The organism is Kosakonia oryzendophytica, from assembly GCF_027886705.1.
Lineage (GTDB): Bacteria > Pseudomonadota > Gammaproteobacteria > Enterobacterales > Enterobacteriaceae > Kosakonia > Kosakonia oryzendophytica.
Genome location: NZ_CP115659.1, coordinates 5,103,712 through 5,118,956, shown reverse-complemented (window position 1 = coordinate 5,118,956; position 15,245 = coordinate 5,103,712). Strand labels below are relative to the sequence as shown.

18 protein-coding genes are annotated in these 15,245 nt (G+C 52.9%); 12 read left to right on the top strand and 6 right to left on the bottom strand.

Annotation, left to right across the window (positions count from 1 at the left end; translation table 11 throughout):
* Window positions 1-295: 295 nt before the first annotated feature.
* The 8 genes from O9K67_RS24855 (at window position 296) to O9K67_RS24570 (ending at window position 5,974) form a co-directional block, all read left to right on the top strand.
* Window positions 296-376 (top strand): hypothetical protein, encoded by an 81-nt coding sequence (locus tag O9K67_RS24855; protein ID WP_420843408.1) that lies wholly within the window; start codon window positions 296-298, stop codon window positions 374-376.
* Window positions 377-605: 229 nt separating this feature from the next.
* On the top strand, window positions 606-746 hold the full coding sequence (gene rpmH, locus O9K67_RS24600) for a 50S ribosomal protein L34 (protein WP_000831330.1): 141 nt from the start codon (window positions 606-608) through the stop codon (window positions 744-746).
* Between the two features lie 16 nt (window positions 747-762).
* On the top strand, window positions 763-1,122 hold the full coding sequence (rnpA, locus tag O9K67_RS24595) for a ribonuclease P protein component (protein ID WP_017458071.1): 360 nt from the start codon (window positions 763-765) through the stop codon (window positions 1,120-1,122).
* Window positions 1,086-1,343 carry a membrane protein insertion efficiency factor YidD gene (gene yidD / locus O9K67_RS24590; RefSeq protein WP_071890658.1) on the top strand — a complete coding sequence of 86 codons (258 nt, stop codon included), beginning with the start codon at window positions 1,086-1,088 and terminating at the stop codon, window positions 1,341-1,343. The genes rnpA and yidD overlap by 37 nt, the downstream gene beginning before the upstream one ends.
* Before the next feature lie 2 nt (window positions 1,344-1,345).
* A complete protein-coding gene (yidC, locus tag O9K67_RS24585; protein WP_061499662.1) occupies window positions 1,346-2,992 on the top strand; it encodes a membrane protein insertase YidC in 1,647 nt (548 codons plus the stop codon).
* 70 nt (window positions 2,993-3,062) lie between these two features.
* Window positions 3,063-4,427, top strand: a complete 1,365-nt coding sequence (mnmE, locus tag O9K67_RS24580; RefSeq protein ID WP_061499660.1) for a tRNA uridine-5-carboxymethylaminomethyl(34) synthesis GTPase MnmE — start codon at window positions 3,063-3,065, stop codon at window positions 4,425-4,427.
* A gap of 213 nt (window positions 4,428-4,640) precedes the next feature.
* Window positions 4,641-5,387, top strand: coding sequence for a 4'-phosphopantetheinyl transferase family protein (locus O9K67_RS24575; RefSeq protein WP_061499657.1), 747 nt, complete (start codon window positions 4,641-4,643; stop codon window positions 5,385-5,387).
* 20 nt (window positions 5,388-5,407) lie between these two features.
* Window positions 5,408-5,974, top strand: coding sequence for an NADPH-dependent FMN reductase (locus O9K67_RS24570; RefSeq protein ID WP_061499655.1), 567 nt, complete (start codon window positions 5,408-5,410; stop codon window positions 5,972-5,974).
* Between the two features lie 40 nt (window positions 5,975-6,014).
* Here the strand turns inward: O9K67_RS24570 and O9K67_RS24565 are convergent, their stop codons facing one another.
* Window positions 6,015-7,352 carry an NCS2 family permease gene (locus O9K67_RS24565; protein WP_061499651.1) on the bottom strand — a complete coding sequence of 446 codons (1,338 nt, stop codon included), beginning with the start codon at window positions 7,350-7,352 and terminating at the stop codon, window positions 6,015-6,017.
* Between the two features lie 169 nt (window positions 7,353-7,521).
* Here O9K67_RS24565 and yieH point away from each other — a divergent pair, with 169 nt between their 5' ends.
* Genes yieH through O9K67_RS24550 form a run of 3 tightly spaced genes read left to right on the top strand, consistent with a single transcriptional unit; the run spans window position 7,522 to window position 9,716 of the window.
* On the top strand, window positions 7,522-8,187 hold the full coding sequence (gene yieH / locus O9K67_RS24560) for a 6-phosphogluconate phosphatase (protein ID WP_061499648.1): 666 nt from the start codon (window positions 7,522-7,524) through the stop codon (window positions 8,185-8,187).
* A 26-nt stretch (window positions 8,188-8,213) separates the two neighbouring features.
* Window positions 8,214-8,801 (top strand): PF03691 family colicin E2 tolerance protein CbrC, encoded by a 588-nt coding sequence (gene cbrC, locus O9K67_RS24555; RefSeq protein ID WP_061499646.1) that lies wholly within the window; start codon window positions 8,214-8,216, stop codon window positions 8,799-8,801.
* A 12-nt stretch (window positions 8,802-8,813) separates the two neighbouring features.
* Window positions 8,814-9,716 (top strand): ADP-ribosylglycohydrolase family protein, encoded by a 903-nt coding sequence (locus O9K67_RS24550; RefSeq protein ID WP_061499643.1) that lies wholly within the window; start codon window positions 8,814-8,816, stop codon window positions 9,714-9,716.
* Between the two features lie 41 nt (window positions 9,717-9,757).
* On the opposite strand, the gene phoU is transcribed toward O9K67_RS24550, so the two are convergent.
* The 5 genes from phoU to pstS all read right to left on the bottom strand — a co-directional run bounded on the left by phoU (window position 9,758) and on the right by pstS (window position 14,393).
* Window positions 9,758-10,483, bottom strand: coding sequence for a phosphate signaling complex protein PhoU (gene phoU, locus O9K67_RS24545; RefSeq protein ID WP_061499641.1), 726 nt, complete (start codon window positions 10,481-10,483; stop codon window positions 9,758-9,760).
* Between the two features lie 70 nt (window positions 10,484-10,553).
* The gene (pstB, locus tag O9K67_RS24540) at window positions 10,554-11,327 is read right to left on the bottom strand and encodes a phosphate ABC transporter ATP-binding protein PstB (RefSeq protein ID WP_061499637.1); all 774 of its coding nucleotides are present in this window, start codon (window positions 11,325-11,327) and stop codon (window positions 10,554-10,556) included.
* 48 nt (window positions 11,328-11,375) lie between these two features.
* Complete coding sequence (pstA, locus tag O9K67_RS24535; protein WP_061499635.1) at window positions 11,376-12,266, bottom strand: phosphate ABC transporter permease PstA; 891 nt, start codon at window positions 12,264-12,266, stop codon at window positions 11,376-11,378.
* Window positions 12,266-13,225 (bottom strand): phosphate ABC transporter permease PstC, encoded by a 960-nt coding sequence (pstC, locus tag O9K67_RS24530; protein ID WP_061499632.1) that lies wholly within the window; start codon window positions 13,223-13,225, stop codon window positions 12,266-12,268. Before pstC ends, pstA begins: the two co-directional genes overlap by 1 nt.
* 127 nt (window positions 13,226-13,352) lie before the next feature.
* Window positions 13,353-14,393, bottom strand: a complete 1,041-nt coding sequence (gene pstS / locus O9K67_RS24525) for a phosphate ABC transporter substrate-binding protein PstS (protein ID WP_061499630.1) — start codon at window positions 14,391-14,393, stop codon at window positions 13,353-13,355.
* 439 nt (window positions 14,394-14,832) lie between these two features.
* Here pstS and O9K67_RS24520 point away from each other — a divergent pair, with 439 nt between their 5' ends.
* Window positions 14,833-15,222 carry a hypothetical protein gene (locus O9K67_RS24520; RefSeq protein WP_061499627.1) on the top strand — a complete coding sequence of 130 codons (390 nt, stop codon included), beginning with the start codon at window positions 14,833-14,835 and terminating at the stop codon, window positions 15,220-15,222.
* Window positions 15,223-15,245 lie beyond the last annotated feature (23 nt).

The window sequence follows — 15,245 nt, the reverse complement described above, 5'->3', positions numbered from 1 at the left end:
GGCGGACTCCACTCGAACGAAAATCGATAAATAGTAAAGACAGAAACATTAATGTTTTTTGACACACATCGATAAGACCCAACCGGGTGACGTGCGAACCGCTATTTACGGTTTTTGCCCTGTTCACGATCCTGGATCGCGATCGGGACCGCGGATCATAGCGTAAACCGCGGCAGAGATCTTCTGTTTCTCACAGATTCTTCACGATTTATCCACAGGGCGATTCTGAACCGGGTCAGTGTAAACGATCCAGAGAGAGGAGCGGGACGATTTAGGCCGCATATTGGAAAATTTAATGAGTAACGACGATTTATTGCTTAAACGATCTAACGAAGATCCTGGAGGATCCTTGCGCTTTACTGCCGTCCCCGTATAATCCTGCCCCCGGCGCGTTATGCTCTTATGCAGTCGTCGAATGCTGCTTATTTTTCGCGCAATTATGTGCGAAAATACGTGCGCTATAAGGAAAGAGAATTGACTCCGGAGTGTACAATTATTACAATCCGGCCTCTTTAATTACCCATGGCTTGCGCGCCAGTCGTTCGATTTCCGTTCAGGCATACGCAAAAGTCAGTGAATTTATTCAAGTTTAGGTAGAAACCGCCATGAAACGCACTTTTCAACCGTCTGTACTGAAGCGCAACCGTTCTCACGGCTTCCGTGCTCGTATGGCTACTAAAAATGGTCGCCAGGTTCTGGCTCGTCGTCGCGCTAAAGGCCGCGCACGTCTGACCGTTTCCAAGTAATAAAGCTAACCCCTGAGTGGTTAAGCTCGCTTTTCCCAGGGAGTTACGTTTGTTAACTCCCACTCATTTCACTTTCGTCTTCCAGCAGCCACAACGGGCTGGCACGCCGCAAATCACCATCCTCGGCCGCCTGAATTCGCTGGGGCATCCCCGTATCGGTCTTACCGTCGCCAAGAAAAACGTCAAACGCGCTCATGAACGCAATCGGATTAAACGTCTGACGCGTGAGAGTTTTCGTTTGCGCCAGCATGAACTGCCGGCAATGGATTTTGTGGTGGTGGCGAAGAAAGGGGTTGCCGACCTCGATAACCGTGCTCTCTCGGAAGCGTTGGAAAAATTATGGCGCCGCCATTGTCGCCTGGCTCAAGGGTCCTGATCGGCCTGATTCGGGTCTATCAACGCCTGATTAGTCCGCTACTCGGGCCGCACTGCCGTTTCACGCCAACCTGCTCTCACTATGGAATTGAGGCATTGCGCAGGTTTGGAGTGATAAAAGGCAGTTGGTTGACAGTGAAACGCGTATTAAAATGCCACCCTTTACACCCGGGTGGAGACGATCCCGTCCCGCCAGGACCTTCTAAAACCAGAGAACACTAACGATGGATTCGCAACGCAATCTTTTTATCATCGCTTTGTTGTTCGTGTCTTTCATGATCTGGCAAACGTGGGAGAAGGATAAAAATCCTCCTCCGGCGCAACAGCAGACCACGCAGACTACGACCACCGCAGCGGGTAGCGCAGCCGACCAGGGCGTACCGGCCAGTGGCCAGGGGAAACTGATAACGGTTAAAACCGATGTGCTTGAGCTGACCATCAACACCCGTGGTGGTGATGTTGAGCAGGCACTGCTTCCGGCTTATCCGAAAGAACTGGGTGCCAGCGAGCCGTTCCAGTTACTGGAAACCACACCGCAGTTTATCTATCAGGCGCAGAGCGGTCTGACGGGTGCTAACGGTCCGGATAACCCGGCAAATGGCCCGCGTCCGCTGTATAACGTGGAAAAAGATGCGTTTGTACTGGCTGACGGCCAGAACGAACTGGCGATCCCGCTGACCTATACCGACGCTGCTGGCAACACATTCACCAAAACATTCACGCTGAAACGCGGTGAATACGCGGTGAACGTAGGCTATAACGTGCAGAACGCCAGTGATAAACCGCTGGAAGTGGCTACCTTCGGTCAGTTGAAGCAATCCATCAATCTGCCGTCACATCGCGATACAGGCAGCAGCAACTTTGCGCTGCATACCTTCCGCGGCGCGGCCTACTCCACGCCTGACGCGAAGTATGAGAAATACAAGTTCGACACCATTGCCGATAACGAAAACCTGAACGTCAGCGCAAACAGCGGTTGGGTTGCAATGCTGCAACAGTATTTCGCTACAGCGTGGATCCCGCGCAACGATGGTACGAACAACTTCTATACCAGCAACCTGGGCAATGGCGTTGCAGCCATCGGCTACAAATCGCAGCCAGTGAGCATCGCACCAGGCCAGACTGCATCGCTGAACAGCACCCTGTGGGTGGGTCCGGAAATTCAGGACAAAATGGCAGCCGCTGCACCGCATCTGGATCTGACTGTGGATTACGGTTGGTTGTGGTTTATCTCTCAGCCGCTGTTCAAACTGCTGAAATGGATCCATAGCTTCCTGGGTAACTGGGGCTTCTCCATCATTGCAATCACCTTTATCGTTCGTGGCATCATGTACCCGCTGACCAAAGCGCAGTACACCTCCATGGCGAAAATGCGCATGCTGCAGCCAAAAATTCAGGCCATGCGTGAGCGTTTGGGTGAAGACAAGCAGCGTATGAGCCAGGAAATGATGGCGTTGTACAAAGCGGAAAAAGTGAACCCGCTGGGTGGCTGTTTCCCGCTGCTGATTCAGATGCCAATCTTCCTGGCGCTGTACTATATGCTGATGGGCTCTGTTGAGCTGCGCCATGCGCCGTTCGCACTGTGGATCCATGACCTGTCCGCACAAGACCCGTACTACATCCTGCCGATTCTGATGGGCGTAACGATGTTCTTCATTCAGAAGATGTCGCCGACCACCGTGACCGACCCGATGCAGCAGAAGATCATGACCTTTATGCCGGTCATCTTCACGGTGTTCTTCCTGTGGTTTCCATCAGGTCTGGTGCTGTACTATATCGTCAGCAACCTGGTGACCATTATTCAGCAGCAGCTGATTTACCGTGGTCTGGAGAAACGTGGTTTGCATAGCCGCGAGAAGAAAAGCTCCTGATACGCGTTAAGATTCAGACAAGGCGGTCATCTGACCGCCTTTTTTATTTTGAGGTTTCGGAAAACAAACCATGAGCCATAACGACACGATTGTCGCCCAGGCAACCCCACCGGGACGCGGTGGTGTGGGCATCTTGCGTATTTCCGGCCGCCAGGCGCGCGACGTTGCGCAGGCGGTATTAGGCAAACTGCCAAAACCGCGTTATGCCGACTATCTGCCGTTCCTGGACGCTGATGGCGCAGCGCTGGACCAGGGCATTGCGCTGTGGTTCCCAGGGCCAAACTCCTTTACCGGTGAAGATGTACTGGAACTGCAGGGCCACGGCGGCCCGGTGATCCTCGATCTGCTGTTAAAACGCATTCTGACGCTGCCAGGGCTGCGTATTGCCAGACCGGGTGAATTTTCTGAACGCGCATTTCTCAACGATAAGCTTGATCTGGCGCAGGCTGAAGCCATCGCCGATTTGATTGATGCCAGCTCCGAGCAGGCAGCACGTTCAGCGCTGAACTCATTGCAAGGGGCGTTTTCCACCCGCGTGAATCACCTGGTGGAAGCACTTACTCACCTGCGCATCTATGTCGAAGCCGCGATCGATTTCCCGGATGAAGAAATCGATTTTCTCTCGGACGGAAAAATTGAAGCGCAGTTGCACAGCGTGATTGCCGATCTGGATGCTGTGCGCGCTGAAGCACGCCAGGGAAGTCTGCTGCGCGAAGGGATGAAAGTGGTGATTGCCGGCCGCCCAAATGCCGGAAAATCAAGCCTGCTGAATGCGCTGGCCGGGCGGGAAGCCGCTATCGTGACCGATATCGCCGGCACTACCCGCGACGTGTTGCGCGAGCATATCCATATTGATGGCATGCCGCTGCACATTATCGATACCGCAGGTCTGCGTGAAGCCTGTGATGAAGTCGAGCGTATCGGCATCGAACGCGCGTGGCTGGAGATTGAGCAAGCGGACCGGGTACTGTTTATGGTGGATGGCACCACGACTGACGCGGTTGACCCGGCGGAAATATGGCCAGATTTTATTGCCCGTTTACCGGCGAAATTACCGATTACGGTGGTGCGTAACAAAACGGATGTTACCGGCGAGCAACCAGGCATGAGCGAAGTGAATAGCCACTCACTTATACGCCTCTCTGCGCATACCGGCGAAGGCGTCGACACGCTGCGTCTTCATCTCAAGCAAAGCATTGGATTCGACACTAACATGGAAGGCGGGTTCCTGGCACGCCGCCGCCACCTGCAAGCGCTGGAAACAGCGGCGGAGCATCTGCAACAGGGTAAAGCGCAACTGCTTGGCGCATGGGCTGGTGAGCTGCTGGCTGAAGAGCTCCGCCTGGCACAGCAGAGCTTGAGTGAGATCACCGGCGAGTTTACCTCCGATGATTTACTCGGTCGTATTTTCTCCAGTTTCTGTATCGGTAAATAACCCTTTCCCACTGCTCACCGAACGGCCGTTTTAGCGGCCGTTTGCTTCCCTGGCGGCCAAATTTCGTAAAGTACGCAGGATTGGCTAAAGAAAATGTAAATATGGTCGCTTAGGACTTTTCAGATGCGAATTTCCGCATTAAAACCTATCCAGTATGGGCGATAATATTGATTATCGATTCGATTCATCCAGACCATTATCACGGAGCGAAAAATGGCTACGCATTTTGCAAGAGGGATTCTTTCAGAAGGACATCTCGTCTCTACCCGACTCCCGGTAACCTGTCATGACAGCGCTCGTCAGCTCCCCGAACATCGACGCTCACGTTTCCTCGCGTCCAGGGCCTTACTCGCCGAAATGATGTTTATGCTGTACGGCATCAGCGAGTTGCCGGAGATTGCTATTGAAGCCAGCGGAAAACCCGCCTTTGCCGACAGCAGCCTGCCGCAGTTCTCGCTGTCCTATGCCGGAAACATGGTGGGCGTTGCGCTAACAACAGAGGGTGAATGCGGTCTGGATATGGAGCTTCAACGCGCGACACGGGGTTTCCATAACCCGCACGGGCAAAAGCAGCCTCTATTCACAGGCAATGAACAGTTGTGGATCAATAACCAAAGCGATCCGAATGAAGCACAAACTCAGATTCTGACACTGCGCCAAAGCGTGATGAAGCTGATCCATCAGATGCAGGATGATCCCGGGCAGTTACAGCTTTTGCCAGGCTCCGGTCGACTTCGCGTGGCGCAACTGGCGCAAGTGGAAGTGATGTGTGATGCTGAAGACGTGTTGATTTGGTCGGTGGCCGTCGCCCCCGCCATCGAAAGCCTTAAAATCTGGGAATTTGATAGTCAAAAAGGGTGGCGTTACCTTGCCGATGTACAAACGCGCGCCAACGATCCCGCCTCCCGTCTGATGCGATTCACCAGCTTACCTGCCGAAAAAGCCCTGATCCTTAACTGATCCGTTAGCAAGGAGTCATCATGTCTGCTGAACTCAATGTTGTGACACTGCTTGGGAGTCTGCGTAAAGGCTCTTTTAATGCCATGGTTGCACGTACGTTGCCCAAGCTTGCGCCTGCGGGAATGACTATCACACCGCTGCCCTCGATTGCTGATATCCCACTGTATGATGCCGATATACAACAGGAAGAAGGATTTCCGCAGAGCCTGGAAGCCATTGCCGCACAAATCCGCGCAGCGGATGGTGTGGTTATCGTCACCCCTGAATACAACTACTCAGTGCCGGGTGGCCTGAAGAACGCCATAGACTGGTTATCACGCTTGCCGGAACAGCCGCTCGCCGGGAAACCTGTATTGATTCAAACCAGTTCAATGGGCGCAATCGGCGGTGCACGCTGCCAGTATCATCTGCGCCAAATCCTCGTCTTTCTCGATGCAATGGTGATGAATAAGCCTGAATTTATGGGCGGAGTCATCCAGAACAAAGTGGATCAGCAGACGGGGGAAGTGGTTGATCAAAGCACGCTTGATCATCTGAGCGGGCAACTTACCGCTTTCGGAGAGTATATCCAGCGCGTTAAGCGGTAATCGGTTTTCCCTCTCCCGGCAAGGGAGAGGGAAATGCAGATTAATGCGCGTCGATAAAGACGATTTTCAGCAAGAACAGCAGTGCGACAACAATGACGCACGGGCTGAGATCGCGCAGGCGCCCCGTCCCGATTTTCATCACACAGTAAGAGATAAAGCCCAGCGCGATACCTTCAGTAATGGAGAAACTGAACGGCATCATCACCGCAGTGATAAACGCAGGTACCGCTTCTGTCAGATCTTCCCACTTCACACGCGCCAGGCTGGATGTCATCAGCACACCAACATAGATCAGCGCACCCGCAGCAGCGTAGCCCGGCACCATCCCCGCCAGCGGCGACAGGAAGATAACCAACAGGAACAACAAACCCACCACAACGGCAGTCAGGCCGGTACGACCACCGACAGACACGCCGGAAGAAGATTCGATATACGCCGTAACAGAAGAGGTTCCGATAAAGGACCCGGTAACGGAAGAGATACTGTCAACGAACAGCGCTTGTTTCATGCGCGGAAACTTGCCGTTTTCGTCCACCAGCCCGGCTTTGTCAGTAACACCGATCAGCGTACCGGAGGAGTCGAACAGGTTCACCAGCATAAAGGAGAAGATCACGCCAGCCAGACCAATATTAAACGAACCGGCTAAATCTACGTTGCCAACCACGCTGGCCACACTCGGCGGTGCGGAAACAATACCGTGATATTGCACATCACCCAGCAACCAGCCCAGCAGCGTGGTCACCACGATGGAAACCAGCACTGCGGCGTGAATATTGCGGGATGCCAGAATCGCAATGATGAAGAAACCGAGGACGCCCAGCAGAACGCTGTGGGAAGTCAGGTTACCAATGCTCACCAGTGTTTCTTTGTTCGCGACAATGACACCGGCGTTTTTCAGACCCATCATGCCAATAAACAAACCGATACCGCTGGTGATCCCCACACGCAGGCTCACCGGAATATTGGCAATCATCCAGTAACGGACGCGGAAAAGGGTCAGCAGCAACAGGCCAACCGCCCCCCAGAAAATGGCACCCATACCCACTTGCCAGGACAATCCCATGGCGCCCACCACCACAAACGCGAAGAAGGCGTTCAGGCCCATCGCCGGTGCCAGCGCTACCGGCAGGTTGGCAACCAGTCCCATCAGGATGCTACCAAATGCAGCAATCAGGCAGGTGGTAACGAATACTGCGCTGGTGTCCATCCCGGCGACGCCCAAAATTTGTGGGTTAACAAAGACGATATACACCATCGTCAAAAACGTTGTGAAACCGGCGATCACTTCGGTACGTGCCGATGTGCCGTGTTCGCGCAGTTTAAACACGCGGTCAAGCAACCCCTGGCCCGATGCCTGGGTAGTGTGTTGTTGGCTCATTATCAATTTCCGGAATAGGAGGGAAAATTCGTCGCTATCCTATACCAAAATGAGACAATGTTGACGGTTATCACACACTTTTTTTCATTGAATTTGCTTATACGGCAACGATTGCGTCCCGCTATCTGCGTTAAGTAAACGTTAAACTCGCAACAAAACAGGAAACAGCATGTCCCACATTGAAGCGGTTTTTTTCGACTGTGACGGCACCCTGGTCGACAGTGAAGTAATTTGCTCACGCGCTTATGTGCATATGTTTAAAGAATTTGGCATCACGCTGGCGCTGGAAGAGGTCTTTAAGCGCTTTAAGGGTATGAAACTGTACGAAATTATTGATGTCATCAGCGCTGAATATGGCGTAGCTCTGGCGAAAAGCGCGCTGGAGCCAGTGTACCGCGATGAGGTCGCGCGTCTGTTTGATGCCGAGCTGGAAGTGATTGCCGGCGCGGGCGCACTGCTGGATGCTGTTAGCGTGCCGATGTGCGTGGTCTCCAACGGCCCGGTCAGCAAAATGCAGCACTCTTTAGGTAAACTGGGTCTGCTGCATCACTTTCCGGACACGCTGTTCAGCGGTTATGACATCCAGCGCTGGAAGCCCGATCCAGCGTTAATGTACCATGCGGCAAAAGCGCTGAATGTTAATCCGGTAAACTGTATTCTGGTGGACGACTCCACTGCCGGAGCACAATCAGGTATTGCGGCGGGTATGGAAGTGTTTTACTTCTGCGCCGATCCGCATAACCAACCTATCGATCACCCGAAAGTGACTACGTTCACTGATTTAGCGCAGTTGCCAGAGCTGTGGCGCGCACGCGGGTGGCATGTTACGCGTTAACCAAAACCACTAAACAGGACGTTTTTATGGCCCAGGCAACCCGACCACTTCCGGTCTTTAAATACCACCCACATCCCCTGGACACCGGGGTGTTTTCTGATGACAAAACGGTCACCTGCGCCTGCTGCCAGCAGCCGACCGCGATTTATTACACCAATCCGTTCTACACCACCGAAGAGATCGATTACCTTTGCCCGTGGTGTATCGCTGACGGCGCAGCCGCGCAAAAGTTTGGCGGCAGTTTTCAGGACGAATCCAGTGTTGATGGCGTTGAAGCGGAGTACGACAACGACGGCGAATTCACCGGGTTCAAAAATCCCTGGCCGGAAGACCGTCTCGTTGAGCTGACCGAACGCACACCGGGTTACTGCGGCTGGCAACAGGAGTACTGGCTGGCGCATTGCAACGACTTCTGCGCTTTTGTGGGGTACGTCGGCTGGAAAGAAATTGCCGATAAACTCGATCAGTTTGCCGACCTGCAAGCCGACTGCTATGCATTTGGTATGGACTACGAGAAACTGCCTGAGTACCTTCTCGATGGCGGCGACTGCCAGGGTTACCTCTTCCGCTGCCTGCATTGCGGAAAACTACGCCTGTGGGCGGATTTATCCTGACGGAGTATACCCATGCCAGAATTACTTGAGCGCTACCAGGGCACGCTTCTCGGCCTGGCAGCCGGGGATGCCGTGGGCACTGCCGTTGAATTTAGCCCGAAAGACAGCTTTCCCCCGGTAACGGATATGGTAGGCGGCGGCCCGTTTCACTTACAAGCCGGGCAGTGGACGGATGATACCTCTATGGCCCTGTGCCTGGCGGAAAGCCTGACGACCTGCCGGGGTTTTGATGCCAGAGATCAGATGAATCGTTATCTTAACTGGTGGAAATGGGGCTATTTCAGCTCCACGGGCCACTGTTTTGATATCGGTATGACTGTTGCGGGGGCGCTGCAAAAATTTGCCAGCGATGGCGAACCGTTTGCCGGTTCCAGCGATCCACGAACGGCCGGAAACGGGTCGTTGATGCGTCTTGCTCCCGTCGTGCTGTGGTATTTCCCGGATGCGCAGCAGGTGCTGGAGTATGCCGAAGCCTCATCGCGTACTACCCATGCCGCCCCGGAAGCCGTCGCCAGTTGCCGCTTATTTGCACAGATGCTGATCAATGCGCTGAGCGGTATGAGCAAGCAGGAGATCCTGACACATATCCCGCAACTGCCGCAGCAAGAAAAGCTGCGCCACATCGCTGAAGGCCGCTATTTGCAGAAAACGCGAGCGGATATCGTTGGCACCGGTTATTGCGTACAGAGCCTGGAAGCCGCGCTCTGGTGTTTCGCAAAGGGCGGTGATTTTGAGGAAACGATTCTTCTGGCTACCAACCTTGGCGACGATGCCGATACCACGGCCGCGATTGTCGGGCAGTTAGCCGGCGCGTATTACGGCGTGAACGGTATTCCGCAACGCTGGCGCGATAAACTGTGGCAGTATGAGGATATCGATAATCTGGCGAGAAAACTGCTGGTGAAATCAGCCTGAGACACTCACCCCCTCCGTAGCGAGGGGGTGATATTGCTGCATTACTCTTTCGGATCTTTCCCGGCAAGCAGCTTATCCAGCTCATCACCGCCGACATGACGGAAGTCCTGCCCCTTCACGAAGTAGAAAATGTATTCGCAAATATTCTGGCAGCGGTCACCAATACGCTCGATAGAGCGGGCGCAGAACAGAGCAGTCAGGACGCTCGGGATAGTGCGGGAATCTTCCATCATGTACGTCATTAACTGACGCACGATGCCTTCGTATTCCTGATCCACTTTTTTATCTTCGCGGTAGATGCGTACCGCTTCATCCAGATCCATGCGGGCGAAGGCGTCCAGCACATCATGCAGCATTTGCACGGTGTGGCGGCCCAACGACTCCAGACTCACCAGAAGAGGCTGATGCTGCTGCGAGAATTTCTCCAGTGCGGTACGGCAAATTTTATCCGCCACATCGCCAATACGTTCCAGCTCAGCAATAGTTTTAATAATTGCCATGACCAGACGCAGGTCGCTCGCCGTAGGCTGGCGTTTGGCAATAATACACACACAGGCTTCATCGATGGTCACTTCCATCATGTTGACCTGTTTATCACCTTCGACGACGCGCTTTGCCAGCTCACTGTCCTGGTTGTGCATCGCGGTGATCGCATCAGAAAGCTGCTGCTCCACCATTCCACCCATGGTCATTACCTGAGTGCGGATACTTTCCAGTTCAGCGTTGAACTGCCCGGAAATATGTTTGTTAAGGTTGAGGTTGTCCATGGTTCAACTCCAAATGCCCGACAGATTTCACGTTAAAACAAGGCGTTTACGCCTTTGCGGTTCGGGCATATCAACCGTAGCGCCCGGTAATATAGTCTTCGGTTTGTTTCTTCTTCGGCTTGGTGAACAGATCATCCGTATTACTGAACTCAATCAGTTCGCCGAGATACATAAACGCCGTATGATCGGAGCAACGCGCAGCCTGCTGCATGTTGTGGGTAACGATCACGACGGTGTAATCCTCTTTAAGCTCAGTAATCAGCTCTTCAATACGACCCGTTGAAATCGGGTCCAGCGCTGAACAGGGCTCATCCAGCAACAGCACTTCCGGGCGAATCGCGATACCGCGTGCAATGCACAGACGCTGCTGCTGACCACCGGAGAGAGAGTACCCACTCTGGTGCAGTTTATCCTTGGTTTCGTTCCATAATGCGGCTTTGGTCAAAGCCCACTGCACGCGCTCGTCCATATCGGCGCGGGAGAGCTTCTCAAACAGACGCACGCCAAAGGCGATATTGTCGTAAATCGACATCGGGAACGGCGTCGGCTTCTGGAACACCATGCCCACTTTTGCACGCAACAGCGCGATATCCTGGGTATTGGTGAGGATGTTATCGCCATCCAGCAGGATTTCACCTTCAGCGCGCTGCTCCGGGTAGAGCTCAAACATCTTGTTAAAGGTACGCAACAGCGTGGACTTGCCGCAGCCTGACGGCCCGATAAACGCAGTCACCTGATTTTTAGCGATATCCAGGCTGATGTTTTTCAGTGCATGGAATTTGCCGTAATAGAAGTTCAAATCGCGAACCTGAATTTTGCCCGGCGTCGTATCAACCATACTCATTTATCTCTTTCCTCAACTCGACGCCGCTTATCGCCGCGTCGCAAAAAATTAACCGTGTTTACTCTTCGCGAAAATGACGCGCGCCAGAATATTCAGCAACAGTACACAGAGAGTGATAATCAATACCCCGGCCCAGGCCAATTCTTGCCATTCGGCAAACGGGCTCATAGCGAATTTGAAAATCGTCACCGGCAGGTTAGCGATAGGCTGCATCATGTCGGTACTCCAGAACTGGTTAGAAAGCGCAGTAAACAGCAACGGCGCGGTTTCACCCGCAATACGCGCAACCGCCAGCAGCACTCCCGTCATAATCCCGGAGACGGAGGCCTTCAGGGTAATCGCCGCAATCATCTTCCATTTAGGCGTTCCCAGCGCATACGCCGCTTCACGCAGGCTATCCGGTACCAGTTTCAGCATGTTTTCCGTGGTGCGGATAACAATAGGCACCTGCAACAGCGCCAGCGCAATCACGCCTGCCCAGCCGGAGAAGTGCTGCATTTGCGCGACCACAATGGTGTAAACAAACAGCCCCACCACAATAGAAGGCGCAGACAACAGGATATCGTTGATAAAGCGGATCACTTCCGCGAGCAGCGACTTACGCCCATACTCGGCCAGATAAATCCCCGCCATAATGCCCAGCGGTGTACCGATGACGGTTGCCCACAGAATCAGCAAACCACTGCCCGCCAGAGCGTTCGCCAGACCGCCACCCGCCGTATTCGGCGGCGGTGTCATTTCAGTGAACAGTGCCAAAGACATGCCATCAAAGCCGCGTGCCACGGTAGAAAAGAGGATCCAGACCAGCCAGAACAGACCAAACACCATGGTCGCCATCGACAGCGTCAGGGCGATACGGTTTTTCATGCGACGACGCGCCTGCATTTTGCGGCGCGACTCGGCTAATTGCACCGTGCTTTGCATTTCAAGCGTTGCCATCAGCGCGCCCCCTCGTTTTTCGCCAGTCGCAGGATCATCACTTTAGAAATGGCCAGCACAATAAAAGTGATCACAAACAGGATCAGTCCCAGCTCCATTAGCGCGGCAACATGCAGACCGGATTCCGCTTCGGCGAATTCGTTCGCCAGTGCGGAAGTGATACTGTTGCCCGGCATAAACAGCGAAGCGCTATCGAGTTGGTAGGTGTTACCGATGATAAAGGTTACCGCCATGGTTTCGCCCAGTGCGCGGCCCAACCCCAGCATAATGCCGCCAATCACCCCGTTTTTCGTGAACGGCAGCACGATGCGCCAGATCACTTCCCAGGTGGTGCAGCCAATGCCGTACGCCGACTCTTTCATCATCACCGGCGTTTGTTCAAACACATCGCGCATAACCGCCGCAATGTAAGGAATAATCATGATCGCGAGGATCACCCCGGCAGCCAGAATGCCAATACCGAACGCCGGCCCGGAAAACAGCGCGCCCACAAACGGAATGGTGGAGAGCACATTACCCACCGGCTCCTGGAAATAGGTGGCGAACAGCGGAGCAAAGATAAACAAGCCCCACATGCCATAGACAATACTGGGGATAGCCGCCAGCAGCTCAATCGCAATACCCAGCGGGCGTTTCAGCCAGTTTGGCGCCAGTTCGGTCAAAAACAGCGCGATGCCGAAACTCACCGGAACCGCGATCAGCAGCGCGATAACTGAGGTGACGATAGTGCCGTAAATAGGTACCAACGCACCATAAATGTCATTCGGAGCATCCCACTCTTTGGTCCACAGGAATGAGAAACCAAACTTCTGAATGCTTGGCCAGGCGGAGAAAATCAGAGACACAATAATGCCGCTGAGCAGCAATAACACAATCAGCGCAGCCAGTTTTACCAGTGCGCTGAAAATCATGTCGCCTTTTTTTCCCGGAGGGTTAAATGCCGGCTTGGTTGCAGCCATAAATTACTCTTCAGTTTAACGTCTTACGAATTTGCCCGAAGGCGCATGCATCGGCTTACGGGCCTACAGAGAATCTGTAAGGCGAGTGGTGTAAGCGCCACTCGCCATATTCTTCAATAATCTGTGATTAGTACAGTGCTTTACCGCTGCTGTCTTTCACATTTGCTTTCCATGCAGCGCGAACCTGAGTCACGACGCTTTCCGGAAGCGTGGCGTAGTCAAGTTCGTTAGCTTGTTTGCCGCCTTTTTTGTAAGCCCAGTCGAAGAATTTCAGGACTTCAGCGCCTTGCTCCGGTTTAGCCTGCTCTTTATGCACCAGGATGAAGGTGGTGGAAGTGATTGGCCACACATCCGCGCCTTTCTGGTTAGTCAGGTCCTGAGCGAAGGATTTGCTCCAGTCGATATTTTTTGCGGCGTTAGAGAAGCTGGTTTCAGTCGGGCTAACCGCTTTACCATCTGCAGACAGCAGTTTGGTGTAGGTCAGGTTGTTCTGCTTAGCGTAAGCATATTCAACATAACCAATGGAACCCGGCAGACGCTGTACAAATGCGGCGATACCGTCGTTACCTTTACCGCCCAGACCGGTCGGCCAGTTAACCGTGGAGCCAGAGCCAACTTTGGATTTCCACTCTTCGTTGACTTTCGCCAGGTAGCTGGTGAAGACGAAAGAGGTGCCAGAACCATCAGCACGACGCACAACCGCGATGTTCTGCGAAGGCAGTTTCAGACCCGGGTTGAGTTTTGCAATCGCTGCGTCATCCCATTTTTTGATGTTGCCCAGATAGATATCACCCAGCGTTTTACCATCCAGTACCAGCTCGCCGGATTTAATGCCCGGGACGTTAATAGCCAGTACAATACCGCCGATTACGGTCGGGAACTGGAACAGGCCTTCCTGAGCCAGTTTGTCATCAGCCAGCGGGGCATCGGAAGCACCGAAATCAACCGTTTTAGCCGTAATTTGTTTCACGCCGCCGGAAGAACCGATACCCTGGTAGTTAATCTTATTACCCGTTTCTTTCTGGTAGGTATCAGCCCATTTGGCATACACCGGCGCAGGGAAAGTTGCACCAGCACCGGTCAGGCTTGCCGCAGCATTGGCAGCAAAAGCGCTCAGAGATAAGGTCGCGGCGACAACAGTTGCGACAGTGGTACGCATAACGTTCATAATGTCTCCTGCAAGATTCGTAAATCGTTGTTTGAGTTGCTACTCGGAGCAAAATAGGACACTTTGATGACAGTTATATGCAATGATTGTTACTGTTTAATGACAGCAATGAAATATCCTTGCTGAATTATTAAAAACATTTATAAATCAATGTAATAACATTCAATTACCACAACTTCATTACACGAACATTTTCTTTTTATGACAATCCAAACGTAGCTGAAAATCCGGATTTGTCATAAAGCGCTGCCAGAATAAACGCCGCTATTCCGCCCCAGCTAACGATCCCTTTTCCAGTGATTTAGCAATCATCCGCCACCGATTTTCAGCGCGACAGCGCTACCAGGAAGAGGTAGCAGACAAGCCTCTGGTTTCGTATTTATATAGCTACGAAGTCGGACCATTGTTGATGCAACATAGTAAACCCTAAGGAATGATGATGATTAAATCAGTTGCTGTCGCTATCGGATTGCTGTCGTTTCTTCCTGCTACATACGGCAATGCCGCCGACAGGCCCGTATCTCTTGGCTCCTCCGGTTATCAGTCTGATTCGGTGATGGTTTTGCAGGGCACAGAACATGACACGGGTAACGCAACTATCGTCCCATCGGATTACCTGAGCGTAAATAAACTCAGAAACATTCAAGAGGATGCGCCAAAACAAAAAGAAGACATCGCTGATATGAAAAAAACGCTCTCGGAAATGGGGCGGGACAGAGAAAACCTGCAAAGACGCAATGATGAATTAAGCCGTAAAGTTGATGACATGCAACGCAGCATTAATTCGCTGGAAAACAAGCTTGATGAACTGAGCCGTAGGGTCAAATAAGTCAGGAGAGGTTGCCATCGGCA